13 protein-coding genes and 1 tRNA gene are annotated in these 15,506 nt (G+C 39.3%); 4 read left to right on the top strand and 10 right to left on the bottom strand.

Going from position 1 to position 15,506, the window contains the following annotated elements:
• The first annotated feature begins 3 nt into the window (after positions 1-3).
• The gene (locus ACFSYC_RS01900; protein ID WP_377122944.1) at positions 4-399 is read left to right on the top strand and encodes a VanZ family protein; all 396 of its coding nucleotides are present in this window, start codon (positions 4-6) and stop codon (positions 397-399) included.
• A 138-nt stretch (positions 400-537) separates the two neighbouring features.
• On the opposite strand, the gene tnpA is transcribed toward ACFSYC_RS01900, so the two are convergent.
• The 6 genes from tnpA to ACFSYC_RS01870 form a co-directional block, all read right to left on the bottom strand.
• The gene (gene tnpA / locus ACFSYC_RS01895; protein WP_377122942.1) at positions 538-1,002 is read right to left on the bottom strand and encodes an IS200/IS605 family transposase; all 465 of its coding nucleotides are present in this window, start codon (positions 1,000-1,002) and stop codon (positions 538-540) included.
• 526 nt (positions 1,003-1,528) lie between these two features.
• Positions 1,529-2,521 (bottom strand): L-histidine N(alpha)-methyltransferase, encoded by a 993-nt coding sequence (gene egtD, locus ACFSYC_RS01890; RefSeq protein ID WP_377122940.1) that lies wholly within the window; start codon positions 2,519-2,521, stop codon positions 1,529-1,531.
• 18 nt (positions 2,522-2,539) lie between these two features.
• Positions 2,540-3,688: an ergothioneine biosynthesis protein EgtB gene (gene egtB, locus ACFSYC_RS01885; protein WP_377122938.1), complete on the bottom strand. Its 1,149-nt coding sequence runs from the start codon at positions 3,686-3,688 to the stop codon at positions 2,540-2,542.
• Positions 3,689-3,695: 7 nt separating this feature from the next.
• Positions 3,696-5,264, bottom strand: coding sequence for an ABC transporter permease/substrate-binding protein (locus ACFSYC_RS01880; RefSeq protein WP_377122936.1), 1,569 nt, complete (start codon positions 5,262-5,264; stop codon positions 3,696-3,698).
• Positions 5,261-6,223 carry an ABC transporter ATP-binding protein gene (locus tag ACFSYC_RS01875; RefSeq protein ID WP_377122934.1) on the bottom strand — a complete coding sequence of 321 codons (963 nt, stop codon included), beginning with the start codon at positions 6,221-6,223 and terminating at the stop codon, positions 5,261-5,263. The genes ACFSYC_RS01880 and ACFSYC_RS01875 overlap by 4 nt, the downstream gene beginning before the upstream one ends.
• 3 nt (positions 6,224-6,226) lie before the next feature.
• Entirely contained in the window at positions 6,227-7,621 is a 1,395-nt protein-coding gene (locus tag ACFSYC_RS01870; protein WP_377122932.1) for a mercuric reductase, read from the bottom strand.
• Between the two features lie 228 nt (positions 7,622-7,849).
• On the opposite strand from ACFSYC_RS01870, the gene ACFSYC_RS01865 reads away from it, so the two are divergent.
• Positions 7,850-7,921, top strand: a tRNA-Glu gene (locus ACFSYC_RS01865).
• A gap of 108 nt (positions 7,922-8,029) precedes the next feature.
• On the opposite strand, the gene ACFSYC_RS01860 is transcribed toward ACFSYC_RS01865, so the two are convergent.
• The 4 genes from ACFSYC_RS01860 to ACFSYC_RS01845 all read right to left on the bottom strand — a co-directional run bounded on the left by ACFSYC_RS01860 (position 8,030) and on the right by ACFSYC_RS01845 (position 13,832).
• On the bottom strand, positions 8,030-9,634 hold the full coding sequence (locus ACFSYC_RS01860; RefSeq protein WP_377122930.1) for a hypothetical protein: 1,605 nt from the start codon (positions 9,632-9,634) through the stop codon (positions 8,030-8,032).
• 61 nt (positions 9,635-9,695) lie between these two features.
• Positions 9,696-10,928: a site-specific integrase gene (locus ACFSYC_RS01855; RefSeq protein WP_377122928.1), complete on the bottom strand. Its 1,233-nt coding sequence runs from the start codon at positions 10,926-10,928 to the stop codon at positions 9,696-9,698.
• A gap of 539 nt (positions 10,929-11,467) precedes the next feature.
• The gene (locus tag ACFSYC_RS01850) at positions 11,468-12,454 is read right to left on the bottom strand and encodes an agmatine deiminase family protein (RefSeq protein WP_377122926.1); all 987 of its coding nucleotides are present in this window, start codon (positions 12,452-12,454) and stop codon (positions 11,468-11,470) included.
• Between the two features lie 82 nt (positions 12,455-12,536).
• Entirely contained in the window at positions 12,537-13,832 is a 1,296-nt protein-coding gene (locus tag ACFSYC_RS01845; RefSeq protein ID WP_377122924.1) for a hypothetical protein, read from the bottom strand.
• 80 nt (positions 13,833-13,912) lie between these two features.
• Between ACFSYC_RS01845 and ACFSYC_RS01840 the strand changes: the two genes are divergently transcribed.
• Positions 13,913-14,137, top strand: coding sequence for a helix-turn-helix domain-containing protein (locus ACFSYC_RS01840; RefSeq protein ID WP_377122922.1), 225 nt, complete (start codon positions 13,913-13,915; stop codon positions 14,135-14,137).
• Between the two features lie 15 nt (positions 14,138-14,152).
• Complete coding sequence (locus tag ACFSYC_RS01835; protein WP_377122920.1) at positions 14,153-14,572, top strand: hypothetical protein; 420 nt, start codon at positions 14,153-14,155, stop codon at positions 14,570-14,572.
• The last annotated feature ends 934 nt before the right edge of the window (positions 14,573-15,506 follow it).

Below are 15,506 nucleotides of genomic sequence, written 5' to 3'. Positions count from 1 at the left end.
TTAATGAAAGCACAGCTAAAATATCATAGGCTCACAATTTTGTGGGCCTTATTTATTTTCATTATTTGTAATCTTGATTTGGGTGGTGTGGGCAAATCTCACCTGTTTTTTGAGGGGTTTGATAAACTTACCCATTGCGGGCTCTTTTTTGTTTTGGTAGTGTTTTATTGCAACGGCTATCTGCATAACGCCCGACGCGATACTTTAACACCCGGTACAGCGTTTTTAGTTACGGTTGTGGTGGTAGTCTACGGCGCGGTGATTGAGTTATTACAATTATATGTTTTCACTTGGCGAGGCGCAGAGTGGGCCGATCTTTTTTGCGACACCGTAGGTGCATGCATGGCCACATTTTGTATATTAGTAATTACAACAGCAGTAAAAAATGTTAAAGCGTAGTTTATTTGTTTTAGGGGCGATGGTTATATTAGCTATAACTTCATGCGGGATATTCAAGAAAGATTGCGGCTGCCCTAAGTTTAGCAAGGTAAAAGCACAGCCTAAAGCGGAGCCGGTTGTTTACGCTGCGCGATAGTACTATTCTATTAAATCCTGAAAAATGTACTTTTCGTTGTAATCGACAGCGTAATCATTCAACATTTCCAGGTACTCTTCTCTGAAAGCTTTTTTGGTGTGATGCGTTTTCTGGTTCAGAATATATTTTACCACACCATCAATTTGCGACCGGCTGTTGCTAAATGCCCCATAGCCATCCTGCCACTGAAATTTGCGTTTAGTTAATCCTTCCTTATTAATAAATTCTGAACTGTCGCCCTTTACAAGCCGCATCAGATCTGAAATTGATTGTTTCGCATCCAAGCCGACAAACAAATGCACATGATCGGGCATGTTATTTATGGCGATCAATTTATGCCCGTTGTTTTGTACAATACCGGTGATGTACTTTTGAAGCCGCTCTTCCCATACATCGCTTATTATAGCTTCACGGTATTTTACGGCGAATACAAAATGAATATATAATTGGGTGTAAGTGTCTGCCATAATATTGTTCTCTAAAATAGTGAAACTAGCGAATAGTTAATGAAGATATTGTAACCTGTTTATGGGCAGCCCCTCCGGGGGCAAAGGTATTTGGTAATTGTTTTTCTACAAAGGTTTTGACCTCCGGGTCCAATGGTTAATCAGTGAATTTACATAAGCCTACAAACAGGAGTAAAGATAGTAGATAAGGTTCTTGACTGGCCGCGTCTACCTCATGATTCAGACTTTATGCCTTGTTGGGTAAACCCTCTGGGTCAATTTTATACTATCCACAATAATCTACAAAGGTTATGCCCCTCCGGGGCACGCGGACGAAATCTTGAGATTGCGTAATTAGCTTTAAGTTTGACTTTGTGGCTTTTGACAAAGAGGATTAACAGGCGCTAGCCGCGTTGATATCCACCCAACGATTGACCCAAAGGGTCAAAACCTTTGTAGAAAAACAATTATTAAATATCTTTGTCCCGGAGGGGCTACCCAAATTCTTGTTACTAATGATTAATAGAATGGCGAACGCCAAGCCCAATTACTCCGCAACCCAAATCGCATCCACAAACCATTTTTTAATATCAAAGAAACGATCAACCGGTTTAAAGCCACTGCTGGCGGCCATTTGGTCGGTTTGTGTGATGGTAAATTTTTGCGAAATTTCCATGTAAATGTGTTCGTCTTTGGCAAAATAGATGGTCTGGTTACCAATGGTTACTGTTTGCTCTTTTTGGCTTATCAGGTAGCTTTTGCAGGCGCCTGTCTCTGGGTCGTAAGTGGCGTAATGGTCAAATTGGCTTACGTCAAAGTTGCCGTCAAGCTCGCGGTTTATACGGTGCAGCAGGTTGAGGTTAAATCGTTTGGTAATGCCGCCTTGATCATTATATGCCGCCAATATCGTTTTAGGCGATTTTTTAAGATCAAAACCGATCACCGCCATGTCGCCATGTTCCAGGTGATTGCGTAGCACTTTACAAAATTCAACCGCTTCGTTCACGGGCATATTGCCGATGTTCGATCCCATAAACAACACCACCTTGCGGCGGTTCGACAACGCCGCTGCCTGCTTCATCATATCAAAATATTGACCATTTAACCCGGTTATTTTTAACCCGGGAATAGTCAATGGTAGCTTGACTGTAAGGTAATTGATAACGTTAGCGGATATATCAATGGGCAGATAAGTAAAGTTAACTTGCTGACTTTGCAGGTGCTTTAACAGAAAGGATGATTTAGTCGCATCACCCGCGCCAAGCTCTATCAGGTCAAAGGCATCGCCGCTGCCCATAATGGTTTGGGCAAGCTCCGCCGTTTTGGTTTTAAATATTTCAAGCTCGCAATTGGTTGGATAATACTCCGGACAATCCATCAACTCCTGGAAGATCTTATCGCCCACGGCATCATAAAAATACATCGAGTTAAGTCGTTTTGGCGTTGTTGTTAAGCCCTTAATAACATCTTCATAAAACGTTTGGATAGCATTATTTGCCGATGTTTCCATTATTTCGTTAGGTGTAGCTGTTTGGTTCATAGTTATATCTTAAAGGCTTTACTTAGCAAGCCTGATGCCAGTAAATTGCCAGCGCAAATGCGTCTGAAAAAAGTTACGGTAGGTTGCGCGGCTGTGTCCCGGCGACGTGGCCTCTGAGGCCCCCCTTAAAACTTTTTGGTTAACCATAAACTTGCCATTGTATTCGCCAATAGCTCCCAGCGCTTTAGCGAAACCCGGGTATGGTAAATATGAGCTTTCTGTCCACTCCCAGGCCTTGCCCCATTCAAATTTAGATGATGCGGCTTCCCACTCAAATTCTGTAGGCAGGCGCATACCTTTCCAGTTGGCGTAGGCGTAGGCTTCAAAATAGCTGATATGGCAAACGGGATCGTTCAATTTCAAGGCCTCTAAGCCGTGGAAAGTATAGGCATACCACCCGCCATCTATTAAATGCCAGTAAAGCGGGCACTCCACTTTGCTGTTCTTCACCCAGTCCCAGCCTTCAGCGTGCCAGTGCCTAAAATCGTGGTAACCGTCGGCATTAATAAACTCCAGGTACTCGGCATTGGTCACCAAGTTGGCGCTTATTTCATAGCTGTTAAGGTATACTTTATGCCGATTGAGTTCATTATCAAAACAAAAACTATCGCCATTAAAACCTATCTCATAAATCCCTTCATCCACACGGATAAAACCGGCATCGCTATGGTTTGCTTTCGGCGATTTATAACTAGCGTCATACGCCGGGAAGAGCGGATTGTGCCCAAGGATATATTTAATGTCCGTTAACAATAACTCCTGGTGCTGCTCCTCGTGGTTAAGCCCAAGTACAAGTAACTCCGCAACATCGGCAGATGGCGCATGGCCTAGAAATTTGGTCATGGCATCATCCACATATTCGCGGTAGCGGTAAATGTCTATTACTGTGGGCCGGCTCAAGTTACCGCGGTCGGTACGGATAACGCGGTTACCTACGGCTTCATAATAGCTATTAAAAACAAAATTGTAGTTAGCATCAAACTCCTGGTAGCCCATAAAATAGGGCTTTAAAATAAAGGTTTCAAAAAACCAGGTAGTATGGCCAATATGCCATTTAGGTGGGCTAACATCTGCCACAGGCTGCACTACATAGTCTTCTGTTTGCAGATGGCTGCAAATAGCTTCGGTATGTTTTCGGACTTTAAAATAACGGTCAAGTAGTTCCATCAAATGGCTAACGATCTAAATATTGTTTGAGGTCTGATATGGTTTTAACAGCTAACTGCCCGGCTTGTTTTTTGCGCATCATTAAAGCATAAGCGTTATTAAAGCCAATGGGTACCAGCCATTTTATTTTGTAACGCTTTTCGAAGGCGGCCTTAACATACCTGTAAGTTTTATCCCTGTCGCCGCCAAGTGCGTCAATATCTTTCTGGGCAGGCTGCAAAATTGCCAGCAGGCCGGTGCCGGTATATTCAGGGTAAAGATCAATCTGATCGTTGGTCATCGCGTCAAAGCAGATCTTGGTACCGCCTAAGCCGGTTTTGGTTGATACGCCGTAATCGGTATACCCTTTTATCACCATGGCATACATCTCCGCCAGGATGTATTGCTCGCCAAATATTTTTGAGCCTATGCGGACAACGCCGGATTGACTACCCCGGGGAGCTTGATATAAGTTATGCGCCACTAAAAAATCTTTAGCTACCCGCTCCGGGGTTTGGTGCAGGTAGTCGGTGCGATAATTCAAATCAGTCATCACGCTGTCGCTGATCTTGCCGGCCAGTAGATTGAGCGTCTTTTCAAGCTCGGGGAACCGGCGCAAGGCGTCATCCCTTACAATAGGTGCGGCATAATATGGGGGAAAGATCTTTTTATCATCATCCAACACAACGAGATCATAAGCCTTTAAACGCCCGTCGGTAGAGTAGCCGCTGATGACATCCAGCTCGCTTTCAAAAGCAGCTTTGTACATTACGGCATCGCTGATAACGATTGTATGGATTTTTAAACCGTATTTACTTTGCAGGCCCAAATTACCGTCTTGCCGACCCATAAACTCGGGCGTAAAACCGGCAGTTAATTTGCCGCCGTAGGCCGATGGGATAAAATAAAAGCCAGCAAAAGCGATTACCAGCAACGGCAGTATTGCAGCAGCGGTTTTAAGCTTCTTAAGGTTGGTGTGCTGTAATCGCGACAGCGAAAAATCAAACAAAATAGCGAGCAGGGCCGCCGGAATAGCACCCGCCAAAATCATGTTGGTATTGTTTAGCGATATGCCGCCAAAAATAAACTCGCCTAAGCCACCAGCTGCGATGTATGATGCCAATGTTGCCACACCAACATTAATGACGGTAGCGGTGCGGATACCGGCCAAAATAACCGGCATAGCAAGCGGTAGTTCTACCTTAAAAAGCACTTGCCGGCTCGTCATCCCCATGGCAACAGCAGCCTCTTTAACGGAAGCGTCGACCCCGGTAATGCCCGTGAAAGTATTGCGGATAATGGGCAATAGCGCATATAGCAATAAAGCCACAATAGCGGGTTTAGCGCCTATACCCAACAGGGGGATCATAAAACCCAGCAAAGCAATGCTGGGTATGGTTTGCAAAATACCGGCTAGCCCTAAAACCGCGGGGGATAGCTTTTTACGCCTTGCTATCAATATCCCCAAAGGCAGGCCAATAACAACGGCTATTATTAAAGAAATAAAGGTAAGCCCTATATGCTGCAGGGTTTGGGTGAGCAGCTTATCGCTCTGTTGGGCCATAAATTCCCAAACGCTTAATTGCTGCTCGTTCATGTCCGGTGTGCTTGTTTGTATTTGTTAAACGCCGACATTAGTTCTTCAAATCCGGCCGAGCGGTATTCGTCTTTTTTATGATGTTTGATATGCAGGTTCTCAGTACGTGCAAACTTAAAGCTTTCAATAGCCGACCAAAAGCTGACATCGCCAGGCAGATCAACCGAGCCTTGTTTTGGCGTCTGCGATGGCAGGTACTTCCAGATATCATTTAAGCGGATGGCCTTAAACTCCAGCTGCAACCGTTGGTCCTTCAAAAAATCACTCACAAAATCATCAGTAGGGTTAAACAGCAAGTCGGCTGGTGTGCCATTTTGAATGATCTTGCCTTTATCCATCAGGCAAATGCGATCGCCCAGTTCAAAAGCTTCCTGCACATCGTGGGTTACCATAATGATGGTTTTGCGCTTCAGCTCGTCAAGAGCTTTAAATTCGGCCTGTATTTTTGACCGGGTAACGTTATCCAGGGCGCCAAAAGGTTCGTCCATGAGCAGTACCGGTGGGTCAGCAACCAAGGCCCTTGCCAGGCCTACGCGTTGTTGTTGGCCACCGCTTAATTCGTGAGGATAAACATTAAGGTGTTTTTCGTCGAGGTGCAGCTTCTCCAGTAATTCGCTAACGCGATGCCGGGTTTGCTTCTTGTCCCAATTAAGTAACTGCGGAACGATACCGATATTTTCAGCGACGGTATAATGCGGAAACAGTCCATTATTTTGCAAAACATAGCCTATGCCACGGCGCAGTTCTTCGGGCGATTTATCCAGCACGTTTTCGCCATTCACAAAGATCTTACCCTTGCTTGGTTCAATAAGCCGGTTGATCATTTTAAGCGTGGTGGTTTTACCGCAACCGCTGGTACCCAGTAAGATCAAATTCTCACCTTCGGCAACCTCGAAAGATATATTATCTACCGCCTTTGTATTGCCAAACGATTTACTTAAATGCTCAACCCTTATCATTCTTTATTGATCTTCAATTTGCATAAACAAATTGTTTAGCGATTCTGAATATGATGGATGCGCGAATACGCAATAACGCATCCTGTCGGCGGTTATACCGCCCTCCATGGCCATTTGCAGCACCGACATAATCTCGCCACCTTCCTCGCCTAATATGGCAGCGCCTAAAATCTTGCGGGTTTTACGGTCTATAATAGCTTTCATAAAACCCCGCTTGTCGCCTACCTCTACCGCGCGCGCCACCCTGGCCATAGGTAAATGTGCCACAAGATAATCCAATTTTTGCGCTTTAGCGTCATCTTCACTGATACCTACACGGCCTAGTTGGGGGTCGGTATACATGCAATAGGGTATGGGTCGGTCGTTGGTAGTATACTTGGTTTTTTCAATAAGGTTTCGGTAAACAATAGTGTAGTCGTTGTAGGCAATATGGGTAAATGCCGGCCCGCCTTTAACATCGCCCAAAGCGTAAATGCCCTTGACATTGGTCTCGAGTTTTGTATTTACTTTAACAAAGCCCTTGTTGTCCAGCTTAACGCCGGTTTTGTCTAACCCTAATGCAGCCGTGTTTGGCGCGCGGCCTACGGCAACCAGTACGTGGCTAAAGCGGGCCTTCTTTTCATTCCCCGCGTTTTTTATGGTGGCAATGACCTTTCCTTTTTTGCTGCGTTTAAGTTTGATCACCTCTGACCCGGTTTGTATATCGATATCTTCCAGCTCCAGGATCTTACGCACCTCGGTAGATATATCCTCGTCCTCGCGCGATAACAGTCGTCCGCTTTTCTCTATAATAGTAACCTTGCTGCCAAACCTGCGAAACATCTGCCCAAACTCCAGCCCTATATAATTGCCGCCTATAACGAGCAGGTTACCCGGCACCTTGTCCAGGTCAAGTATTGTGGTCGAGGTGAGATAATCCACATCGTTCAAACCCTCAATGTCAGGGATGACGGTTTTATTGCCAACGTTAATGAAAATCAGGTCGGCTGTTAGAAGTTTGCTGCCGCTATCGTTCAACATTACCGCCACCGTCTTTACATCGGTAAAGGCCGCATGACCAAATATCAAGTCAAGGTTGGGCGTGTCCTGCGCATTTTTGGTGCCGCCCTGGCGCGCGTTGATCACAATGTCGTCTTTGCGCTTTTTAATCAGCGCCATATCTACCTTGTAACTCTTTACCCTAATGCCCACATGCGCGCTGTTAGCGGCAGTGTACGCCGCCTTGGCCGATGCCACCCAAACCTTGGTTGGTGTGCAGCCGTCATTAACGCAGGTGCCGCCTATCCAGCGCTGTTCAATCAGGGCAACCTTTTTGCCGGCCTTCGCCATTTTTTTTGCGAGCGGCAAACCCGCCTGTCCGGCACCGATAACGATGACATCATACTGTTTAGGTTTCATGGGGTTGGATGGGGCTAATAATGTTACTTGTATTTTACTACCCTAACAATGTGAAAACCTTACCTTTTGTTTGCTATTTACCCTTGTGGCGCACTACTTTAGTGGTATGTTACCGCTGTTTTACCGCTGGTTTTTATACCATGAAAAGTTTTTTTGAAAAGTTTTTTTGATTTTGTTTTTAAACGCATATCTTTGCAATCCCAAAATAAGGGAAACCCATTAAAAAATGGCCCGTTCGTCTAGGGGTTAGGACAGGAGATTTTCATTCTTCAAACAGGGGTTCGATTCCCCTACGGGCTACATTAAAACTGCGAAATCCGCGAAACTTCACCGAAAGTTCGCGGATTTTTTGTTTTCACATACAAGATCCCATACAAATTTGATCGTGGGTGCGATTGGAAGGACCTATCACGACTTTATCTCTCTCCTTTTACGTAATGCTTTAACTTTAAAGCCCTTAGTATGCTGATCAATAACGACAGTACCAGAAAAAAACTCATCAAAATACCATCGTTTATGTTTACCAATAGCATCTAAAATATATCGGAATGACAATTCGTTTTCTATATTAGCTAAGTTGCTCTTTAACATATCTATAGTTGGCATCCAGTCGTATAAGTATCTGCATTCATCAAATACAAGCATATCCATATACATTTCTGTTTCTTTTGCTTTATATCGCCAACGTTTGCTTTTTCCGATATTGATGTGATAAGGTACAGAGACTTGTCTTATTAACAAATCTTTAAGTTGATGAAATAAGAATACATCGCAAAAAATATGTTTTTCAAAAGCCCGCCAATCTTTTGCGATTTTTTTTAACGAATCAGAATAAAAGATTTCTAAATGAGAGTCTTCATCTTTAAGATAATAAAAGGCGGCTATCTTTTCAAAAAAATCTTTACCGTTCTTACTATATGAAATAAGTTGATTAACAAATTTAGGGCCGTGTTCGGCCATTTCTTCATCATCTTCGGTTATTAAAATCAACCCCAAATAATAAGCAAAAGACCACGGTAAAGCCCAAGAACCGTGATCAACAAATATATCGCCGCCACCACCATTTGGTTGAAATGCAAATAGTGATTCAATCTTTTTTCGTAAAAGGTATCTTGGTTTACTTTTGTAAAGTAATTTATCGAAAAACAAGTTTCGCTGTTTTAAATGGTTCATAAATCGATCTATTTGGACATTTAAACAGAATATATCCATTATGACACGAGTTATAAATTGGCTATAATATGGTGCCAGATCACCTTCGACTATATTAAAAAAATCCTCATCATAAATCCCTTCTGCTTCAACACCATCGCCGAATCTTCCAGTCTCTTTAAACTCTAAAAAAGATTTAGGGTAAAGATAGCCAGCAGTTAATTTTGACAGCAGTTTGTATCCCTTTTCGTCTTGCTCTTTTGAGACTAGAGCAAAGTTGGTAATCAATATACCAGGGCTAGCCAATGACTGGAATTTTGCTATTGCTGTTATGGCTTCAAGATTCTTAGGGCCGTCGCGTTTACTGTAAATGGTATCACAAAAATCGAGATAAATAATATCAAATTTGATAGGAGTATATTCAATAAAAGATTTGAAATCGGATTTGATGATTTTCAAAAACGGAAAATCAGCGGCTAATAGGACATCAACCGCTGTTTCATACATTTTCTTATCCGACTCAATCGCCCATATATTTTCTTGAAGTACTCCTAATTCTGTCAGGACGTTTAAATCGTTTAACGGATCGGGGCCACATAGGTAAGCAACCTTAAGATGTTTTGGTTGGCGTGTCGTAACTATTGAGTCAAAAAATAATTCCCATCGCTTGATGGTATCTTTGCTTAAGTAAGAGTTTAGTTTTCTATCCGATGAGTTTTCACTCTTGGCAATTTCATTCCAAACACGTTTTAAATAACCGCGATCCGTTAAAGTTGCAGTATTACGTTTTTCAGTAAGTAATGAAACGGCTTTCGACAGACTTTTATATCTGGCAATATTTTTTGCTTTTTCTTTATACATGTAGTTAAGGCAGTTATAACTTAACAAGATATAAAAAGTAAAGCATTTGTGTATCTTAAAACTACACAGCTTTTTTAAATGCTACTGTCATCGCACTGGCTTTATGTTCATCATTAATATTATTATATCGAGCAAATGATTCAATTGACTTATGATTTGAGATTGCTCTTATTAATTCCGATTCAACGCCTTTTCTAAACATTAACGTTATAAATGTTTTGCGGCCCATGTGGGTAGAAATCAAATCATGTAAAGGAAATACGTTTTCAATTCGACGACTACCACTAAACCTAACCTTTGTGATTAAGCGCGTCAAACCTGCTTGCTTACCAATCTCTTTTAAATGCTCATTCATTTTTTGATTACTTAGTACAGGCAATGCTGCATTGAATATTGTATTCGAATATCTATCCAATATGGCCTTTGATTCAGGTATTAATGGAATAGATACCTGGCTTTGCGTTTTGATAGATATTATCTTTATAAAATCATTATTTATATCACTTTTCTTAAGATTCTTTACATCTGAATATCTTAATGAAGTGAGACAACAAAAACAAAAGACATCCCTTACTTGCCTCAGAGAATCATTTTTTATGTCCAAGTCTTGAATGGTCCAAAACTCGCTTTCGGTCAATGTGATAATCTCTGGTGCCCGGTCTTTAACGATGAAGTTTTTATACATTAAGTTTTTATTATACCCCAACTTAGTAGCCCAGTTTAAAAAAGTCTTAAGTGATTTAACATTTTTAGCAATCGTTGCATTTAAATGCTTGTGATGACTTTGAAAATATTCTACATACTTATGGAAAAACGGCATATCCAACGTGTCAAAATCTACACTAAAACGATATTTATGAATGAATTCCTGCAGGTGTCTCCTACCCGTTTTTAGCTTTTTAACGGTAGCGCTGCTTGAACTTAGTTTACTACCTTCAATATATTCATCGAAAAGTGCAAATAATGATTTCTTATTTATACTCTTATCTGCATTTAGAACGCCTCTTATGTAGCTCGGCGTAGGTTGCTTACCCATTATAATAGCCTCTCTGTAAATTTTATTTATTTCTTCACATTTAGCTTTGATAACTTCATTTATTTCAGTGCTGCCAGTTACGCTCGCCTTTACTCGATCATTTTTTTCATCCCATTTATTGGCGTCGCAGTGTTCTCCTGTAGATAACCACATACGTTTTCCATCAAACGTAAAATCAATTAATATAGGGGCATTTCGAACGATCAATTCACCATTTTTGTCTTTTCTTTTTTCCAATTTTGGAGTTGTATTAGCCATTTTTTAAATAGTTATATTTTATTAATTAATTATATAATATATTAGTATTCAATTAGTTACAAAGATAGTCATTTTAAATTATTTGGCAAGAGTTATACTTCCGACATGTCTAAATGCAGTCTAATCGGACAAAATTTGGGGCCTGTATTTTTTAGTGAGATTTAGTCCGAAAATTTGAAAATTTTTCCCAAGCAATCATCATATCCAGTGAATGCCATAACCAATTAGTACAGCTAACCAGTTCTCGTGAACCGGTTTTTCTTTTATAAGTTCCTTAAAAAAATCATTTTTTAGTAGCGGCCTTATTTGTTCACTGCAAAAAGTCAGTTGTGATCTATGCCATTGGGGTAAATTATATTTGACGTACTTCCAAGCATCCTCAATTTCCATAAAAAGGTGGGATTGTGAATTGTCGGTTATTGGCGAATAGTGGTATAGTCTATAAAAAGATCGATTGTTGATTACTAACCGTACAATTTTTGCTTTTTGTTTATTGTAGCTGATTTCCAATATAATTTGCTCCATTGCTATCATAAATATTAAGCTTGAAAACTAATACAGTGAAGCGACCCACCAAATTTTGCTAACGCGTCGCAATTAATGGTTAGTACATCAAAGCCCTGGCTTTCCAGCCATTGTTTATTCATCCAATTGTAATCGGTAGGGCTATTGTTCGGCTCTGAGTATTCAGGCATTATAATGCATTCATTAAATCTTATATAGTTAACGTAAACCCCACGTGCAGAAAACAGGCAACTTCTTGTTTTTTTATTTTTACAAGCACACTGTATGGGTTCATCGGCAGGGTTGTCAAAAATAGGCAGCACTTTCAATCCATTATTTACAGCTACTGATTTGAGCATGTTTACGTAATCTACGTCCCTTTTTAGATGGGACAATTGGGGGTATTCACTAATAAATACGGTGTCCTTATCTTTAAATGCCATATATCCATCAGTATGCCCTATAACATCATAATAGTTTCTGCCAACTACTATTGCATCCAATCCAGTATATTGCTTTATGATGCTTTCAACGTCTTTGCCGGGGTTATCTTCATACACCTTTTCGGTCATAAAAACCATTTCAGTGTTATGAACAAAATTTCCACCATCAATATTTAATGGGACTTCAATGATCTGGGACGTAAAGGCTTCTGTTAAGGCCTGCTTGGTAAGTTTGTTTAAGTATCTGTAGTAGTTGGTTTCTTTACTTAACGTGCAGTAGTTTGGAGAGTAATTAAATTTGTAGATTTTATCACCTGCAAATACACCCATGCAATCTCTCAACCATATTTCATCGAAGTAGTTGATAACTAAGGTGTCAACGTTGGGTTTATGTTTAAACCGGGCTTTTAATTCGCGCTCTGTTTTCCTTGTATTAGTTATTACAAATAATTTTATATCCCTCGGAATTAGTTCTATTAGCCGATCATAAAATTCGACTAATATTTCATATTCGTTTGAAAAGCCTTTTGGATAAGCCAAAAAAAGGTTTGTAGATTTACTAAAATCTGCTCGTATCATTTATTAATTCGTCAAAAAAGACGCTCCCCTGCGAACGTAAAAAGGGGATTTCCGAAGACAAAATTTCTTTTTTCTTCTTTTTTTAAATCGTTTTGAAGATAAAAAGGACTAACCCATCTTGATGGTCAGAGGCTTCGTTGGATGAATTTATTTTTGATCGTTTTACTGCGTCCTCACATTTTTTCAAGATGATCGGATCTGTTATTGTAGTACCTTTCTCACCCGCATGTACAAATATTATATCACCATTTCTATTTACAGTTAATTTAACAACTACACGCCCTGTTACATGTTCGTCATTACCGATTGTAGGCCTATTTGCAAAACTACGTTGAAGTAGACCAACAATAACTTGTGTTTTTTTGTCTTCTGTAGTATTAACAATGGATGCTCCTTGATTTCCAATAACCTGGTTATTTTTATCTTCTGTAGCGTTACCAACAGGTTCGCCTTGGTTTCCATCTGAATTGCCCCCTGTCTTAGCATTTGGATATTTATAAACAGCACTTGTATTTATCGGAGTTTCACACGGTTCAATGATTACCCATTGTTTTTTATTATTATCAAACATTGATAATTGATGCTTTTCATTTAAAATAAATTCCCAAACGTACTTCGCAGATTTAGGTGATGTTTTTATATAAATTTTACCTTTTTCAATATATCCGTTATCGGTATAGCTTCGGTCAAGATGATTTAAGTCGGTACAGTGAATAGTTACATTCCGACCAGTTACTTTTAAGGCATAGACAATACCTTCGTTACAGTATGAGGTAAATGCTTTGGAGTTAAAGTTTGATTCTGCTGAATTGTTTAACGCATTACTATTGAAGCTGGCTGTGTTATTATTACCTAAGATACCCAGTTTGACCAACGATGATCTAACTGTTTGTGGGAAGTTTCCTGTTAATGTTTTTCGCTCTTCAACAGTGGCCAAACCATTGTTGTCTAATACTATTATTTTATAGTTTTTGTAATCATCGGAAAAGTAATAGTTGCTAATATTTTTTTCACCGTACTGTTTTTCAAAGCTGCTTTTTAATCGCATCAACGAAACATTTTCATAATGAGTAGAAATGTGGTGAAGATATCCATCTTCCATAATGTAATGAATGCTAAAATCTGAGTTAACCCCCAAATCATATAAATAACCGTCTTTTATTGAAATTATAATTTCACTTACTACGCCATCAATATGTTTTACATTAAATTTCTGCAGACCGTTGCTGTTCTGTGAATTATTGTAACTTCTAACTCGATCATAAAGTGTGTTATAAACTGTATTCTCATCACTCCCTAAGGAAATTGCTTGTGAATAGCATTTACTACCAAAAAGAAATAAAAATAACGGGATGATTAATTTAAGTGAGTTTTTCATTGAATAAGATTTATGGAAAGATAAGAAATAACGCATATATGCGTCAATAAAAAACACATATATGCCTCATTTTCGATGTCGTGATAAACATCAAAAATGACAAAGTTATTAAGGCTTTCGGGAGAAGGCTAAGAGATTTAAGGATCTCTAATGGCTTATCACAGGAGCAATTAGCTAATATGGCTGAAATACCATTATCACAAGTTGGTAGAATTGAACGAGGTGAAGTAAATCCTACCTTAAGTACAATAAGTGTTTTAGCTACTGCTTTGAATATTCAAATAATAGATTTATTTCTTATTTAGCTAAGTATATATCAAATGAGTGATGCAGCTTATCAAGCAGTAGTTTTATCAGATATTGAGAAAAAAATTGGCAAAGATAAAGTCGACAGGCTCGAAGGGTTTGAGAAGAATGTTATTAAAGTAAATGACAAATATGTCATTCTAATAAAATATTGTTCTAATCAATCCACACCCTATTTTCAATTTACCGATAAAGAGGTAGAAAACCTACTTGCAATCGAAAAAACCTACCCGTCAAAAACGTTTGTAGTTTTTACAACGGGAAATAAAATTTCATGTTCATTAAATCTCAAGGAACTTTCTGAATTATGTATCATTCAGTCTGCTCAACGATCAATTTATATAGATGATATAACTTTGAGTAGTTATGTTGTTAAAGGTTCAGTGGGGGAGAAAAGGGTTAATAAAAATCAATATTTAAGCTTTTTAAATTAATTAGTAATAACATTTCCATTTGTTATAAAATACAGCTTCGATAAGCTGCCAAATTGCTCTTTAACGACACTATTTATGATATATAGTATTTTTCTTAAAGGTCTATAATTGTTATAAAATGGAATTTCTATTCGATATGCAGTCTTCATTTTAGCAAAATAGAAGCCGGGCGCAAACCCGGCTTCTATTTATTTGACAATACTCTTATTATATTTTGCTAAATGTTTAACTCTAACTTCATCAAACTTATTAAATTCAGCGTGAAATTTATTAAGGATTAATTGCATCTGCTCCTTCTCGTGCTTGAATAAGGTATTGACGTAATCTGGTACACTATAAAAAACTATTCCTAAATAAGTTGATTCTATCAACTCAGCATATTTTCGATGTGGACGTTTACAATAGTCATTGACTAAGTTTGTAAATGGGTTCACGAAGCTTTCTAATTGTGAGTTATCGTGTATTTTTAAGTTTTTATTTATTCGTAACATTTGTAATTAAATCTATGGTTTCGGGCTATATAATAAGCCCTAAACCAGGTGTGAATGATATTTTGTCAGTATAGTTAACTTACGTGCCGTGTGAATGTACTATGGCTGTACTACCGCAACTTCTTTCGATCCGCGATAAAGGTTATATTCAAAAAAAAATTTACGGTGTTGCAGCTTTGTTACGGCATAATAAAGCCGGGCGCAAAGCCAGTCATGGTCGGAAGATTAATCTTCCGACTTTTTTGTTTTGAAGGATTTGGTTTTATTTGATATAGATATCTGAATATCAAATATTTATCTTGTATTTGTCGTCGCAATTTCTTATCTTAATGTCTGATAATCAATAAGATATGGCCATATTTAAAGATCATACCATCAATGTAAAACAGCTCTTAGGCTTCATTCCCGAGGCGCTAATAACAAATTTGTCTGTAACGACCAGG

Source organism: Mucilaginibacter antarcticus, from assembly GCF_042686155.1.
Taxonomy (GTDB): Bacteria; Bacteroidota; Bacteroidia; order Sphingobacteriales; family Sphingobacteriaceae; genus Mucilaginibacter; species Mucilaginibacter antarcticus.
This window is presented reverse-complemented; position numbering and strand designations above follow the sequence as displayed.

Coding starts and splice junctions, on each gene's coding strand:
- ACFSYC_RS01900 (WP_377122944.1), top strand. CDS start 4: ATGAAAGCACAGCTAAAATATCATAGGCTCACAATTTTGTGGGCCTTA.
- tnpA (WP_377122942.1), bottom strand. CDS start 1,002: ATGGCAGACACTTACACCCAATTATATATTCATTTTGTATTCGCCGTA.
- egtD (WP_377122940.1), bottom strand. CDS start 2,521: ATGAACCAAACAGCTACACCTAACGAAATAATGGAAACATCGGCAAAT.
- egtB (WP_377122938.1), bottom strand. CDS start 3,688: ATGGAACTACTTGACCGTTATTTTAAAGTCCGAAAACATACCGAAGCT.
- ACFSYC_RS01880 (WP_377122936.1), bottom strand. CDS start 5,264: ATGAACGAGCAGCAATTAAGCGTTTGGGAATTTATGGCCCAACAGAGC.
- ACFSYC_RS01875 (WP_377122934.1), bottom strand. CDS start 6,223: ATGATAAGGGTTGAGCATTTAAGTAAATCGTTTGGCAATACAAAGGCG.
- ACFSYC_RS01870 (WP_377122932.1), bottom strand. CDS start 7,621: ATGAAACCTAAACAGTATGATGTCATCGTTATCGGTGCCGGACAGGCG.
- ACFSYC_RS01860 (WP_377122930.1), bottom strand. CDS start 9,634: ATGTATAAAGAAAAAGCAAAAAATATTGCCAGATATAAAAGTCTGTCG.
- ACFSYC_RS01855 (WP_377122928.1), bottom strand. CDS start 10,928: ATGGCTAATACAACTCCAAAATTGGAAAAAAGAAAAGACAAAAATGGT.
- ACFSYC_RS01850 (WP_377122926.1), bottom strand. CDS start 12,454: ATGATACGAGCAGATTTTAGTAAATCTACAAACCTTTTTTTGGCTTAT.
- ACFSYC_RS01845 (WP_377122924.1), bottom strand. CDS start 13,832: ATGAAAAACTCACTTAAATTAATCATCCCGTTATTTTTATTTCTTTTT.
- ACFSYC_RS01835 (WP_377122920.1), top strand. CDS start 14,153: ATGAGTGATGCAGCTTATCAAGCAGTAGTTTTATCAGATATTGAGAAA.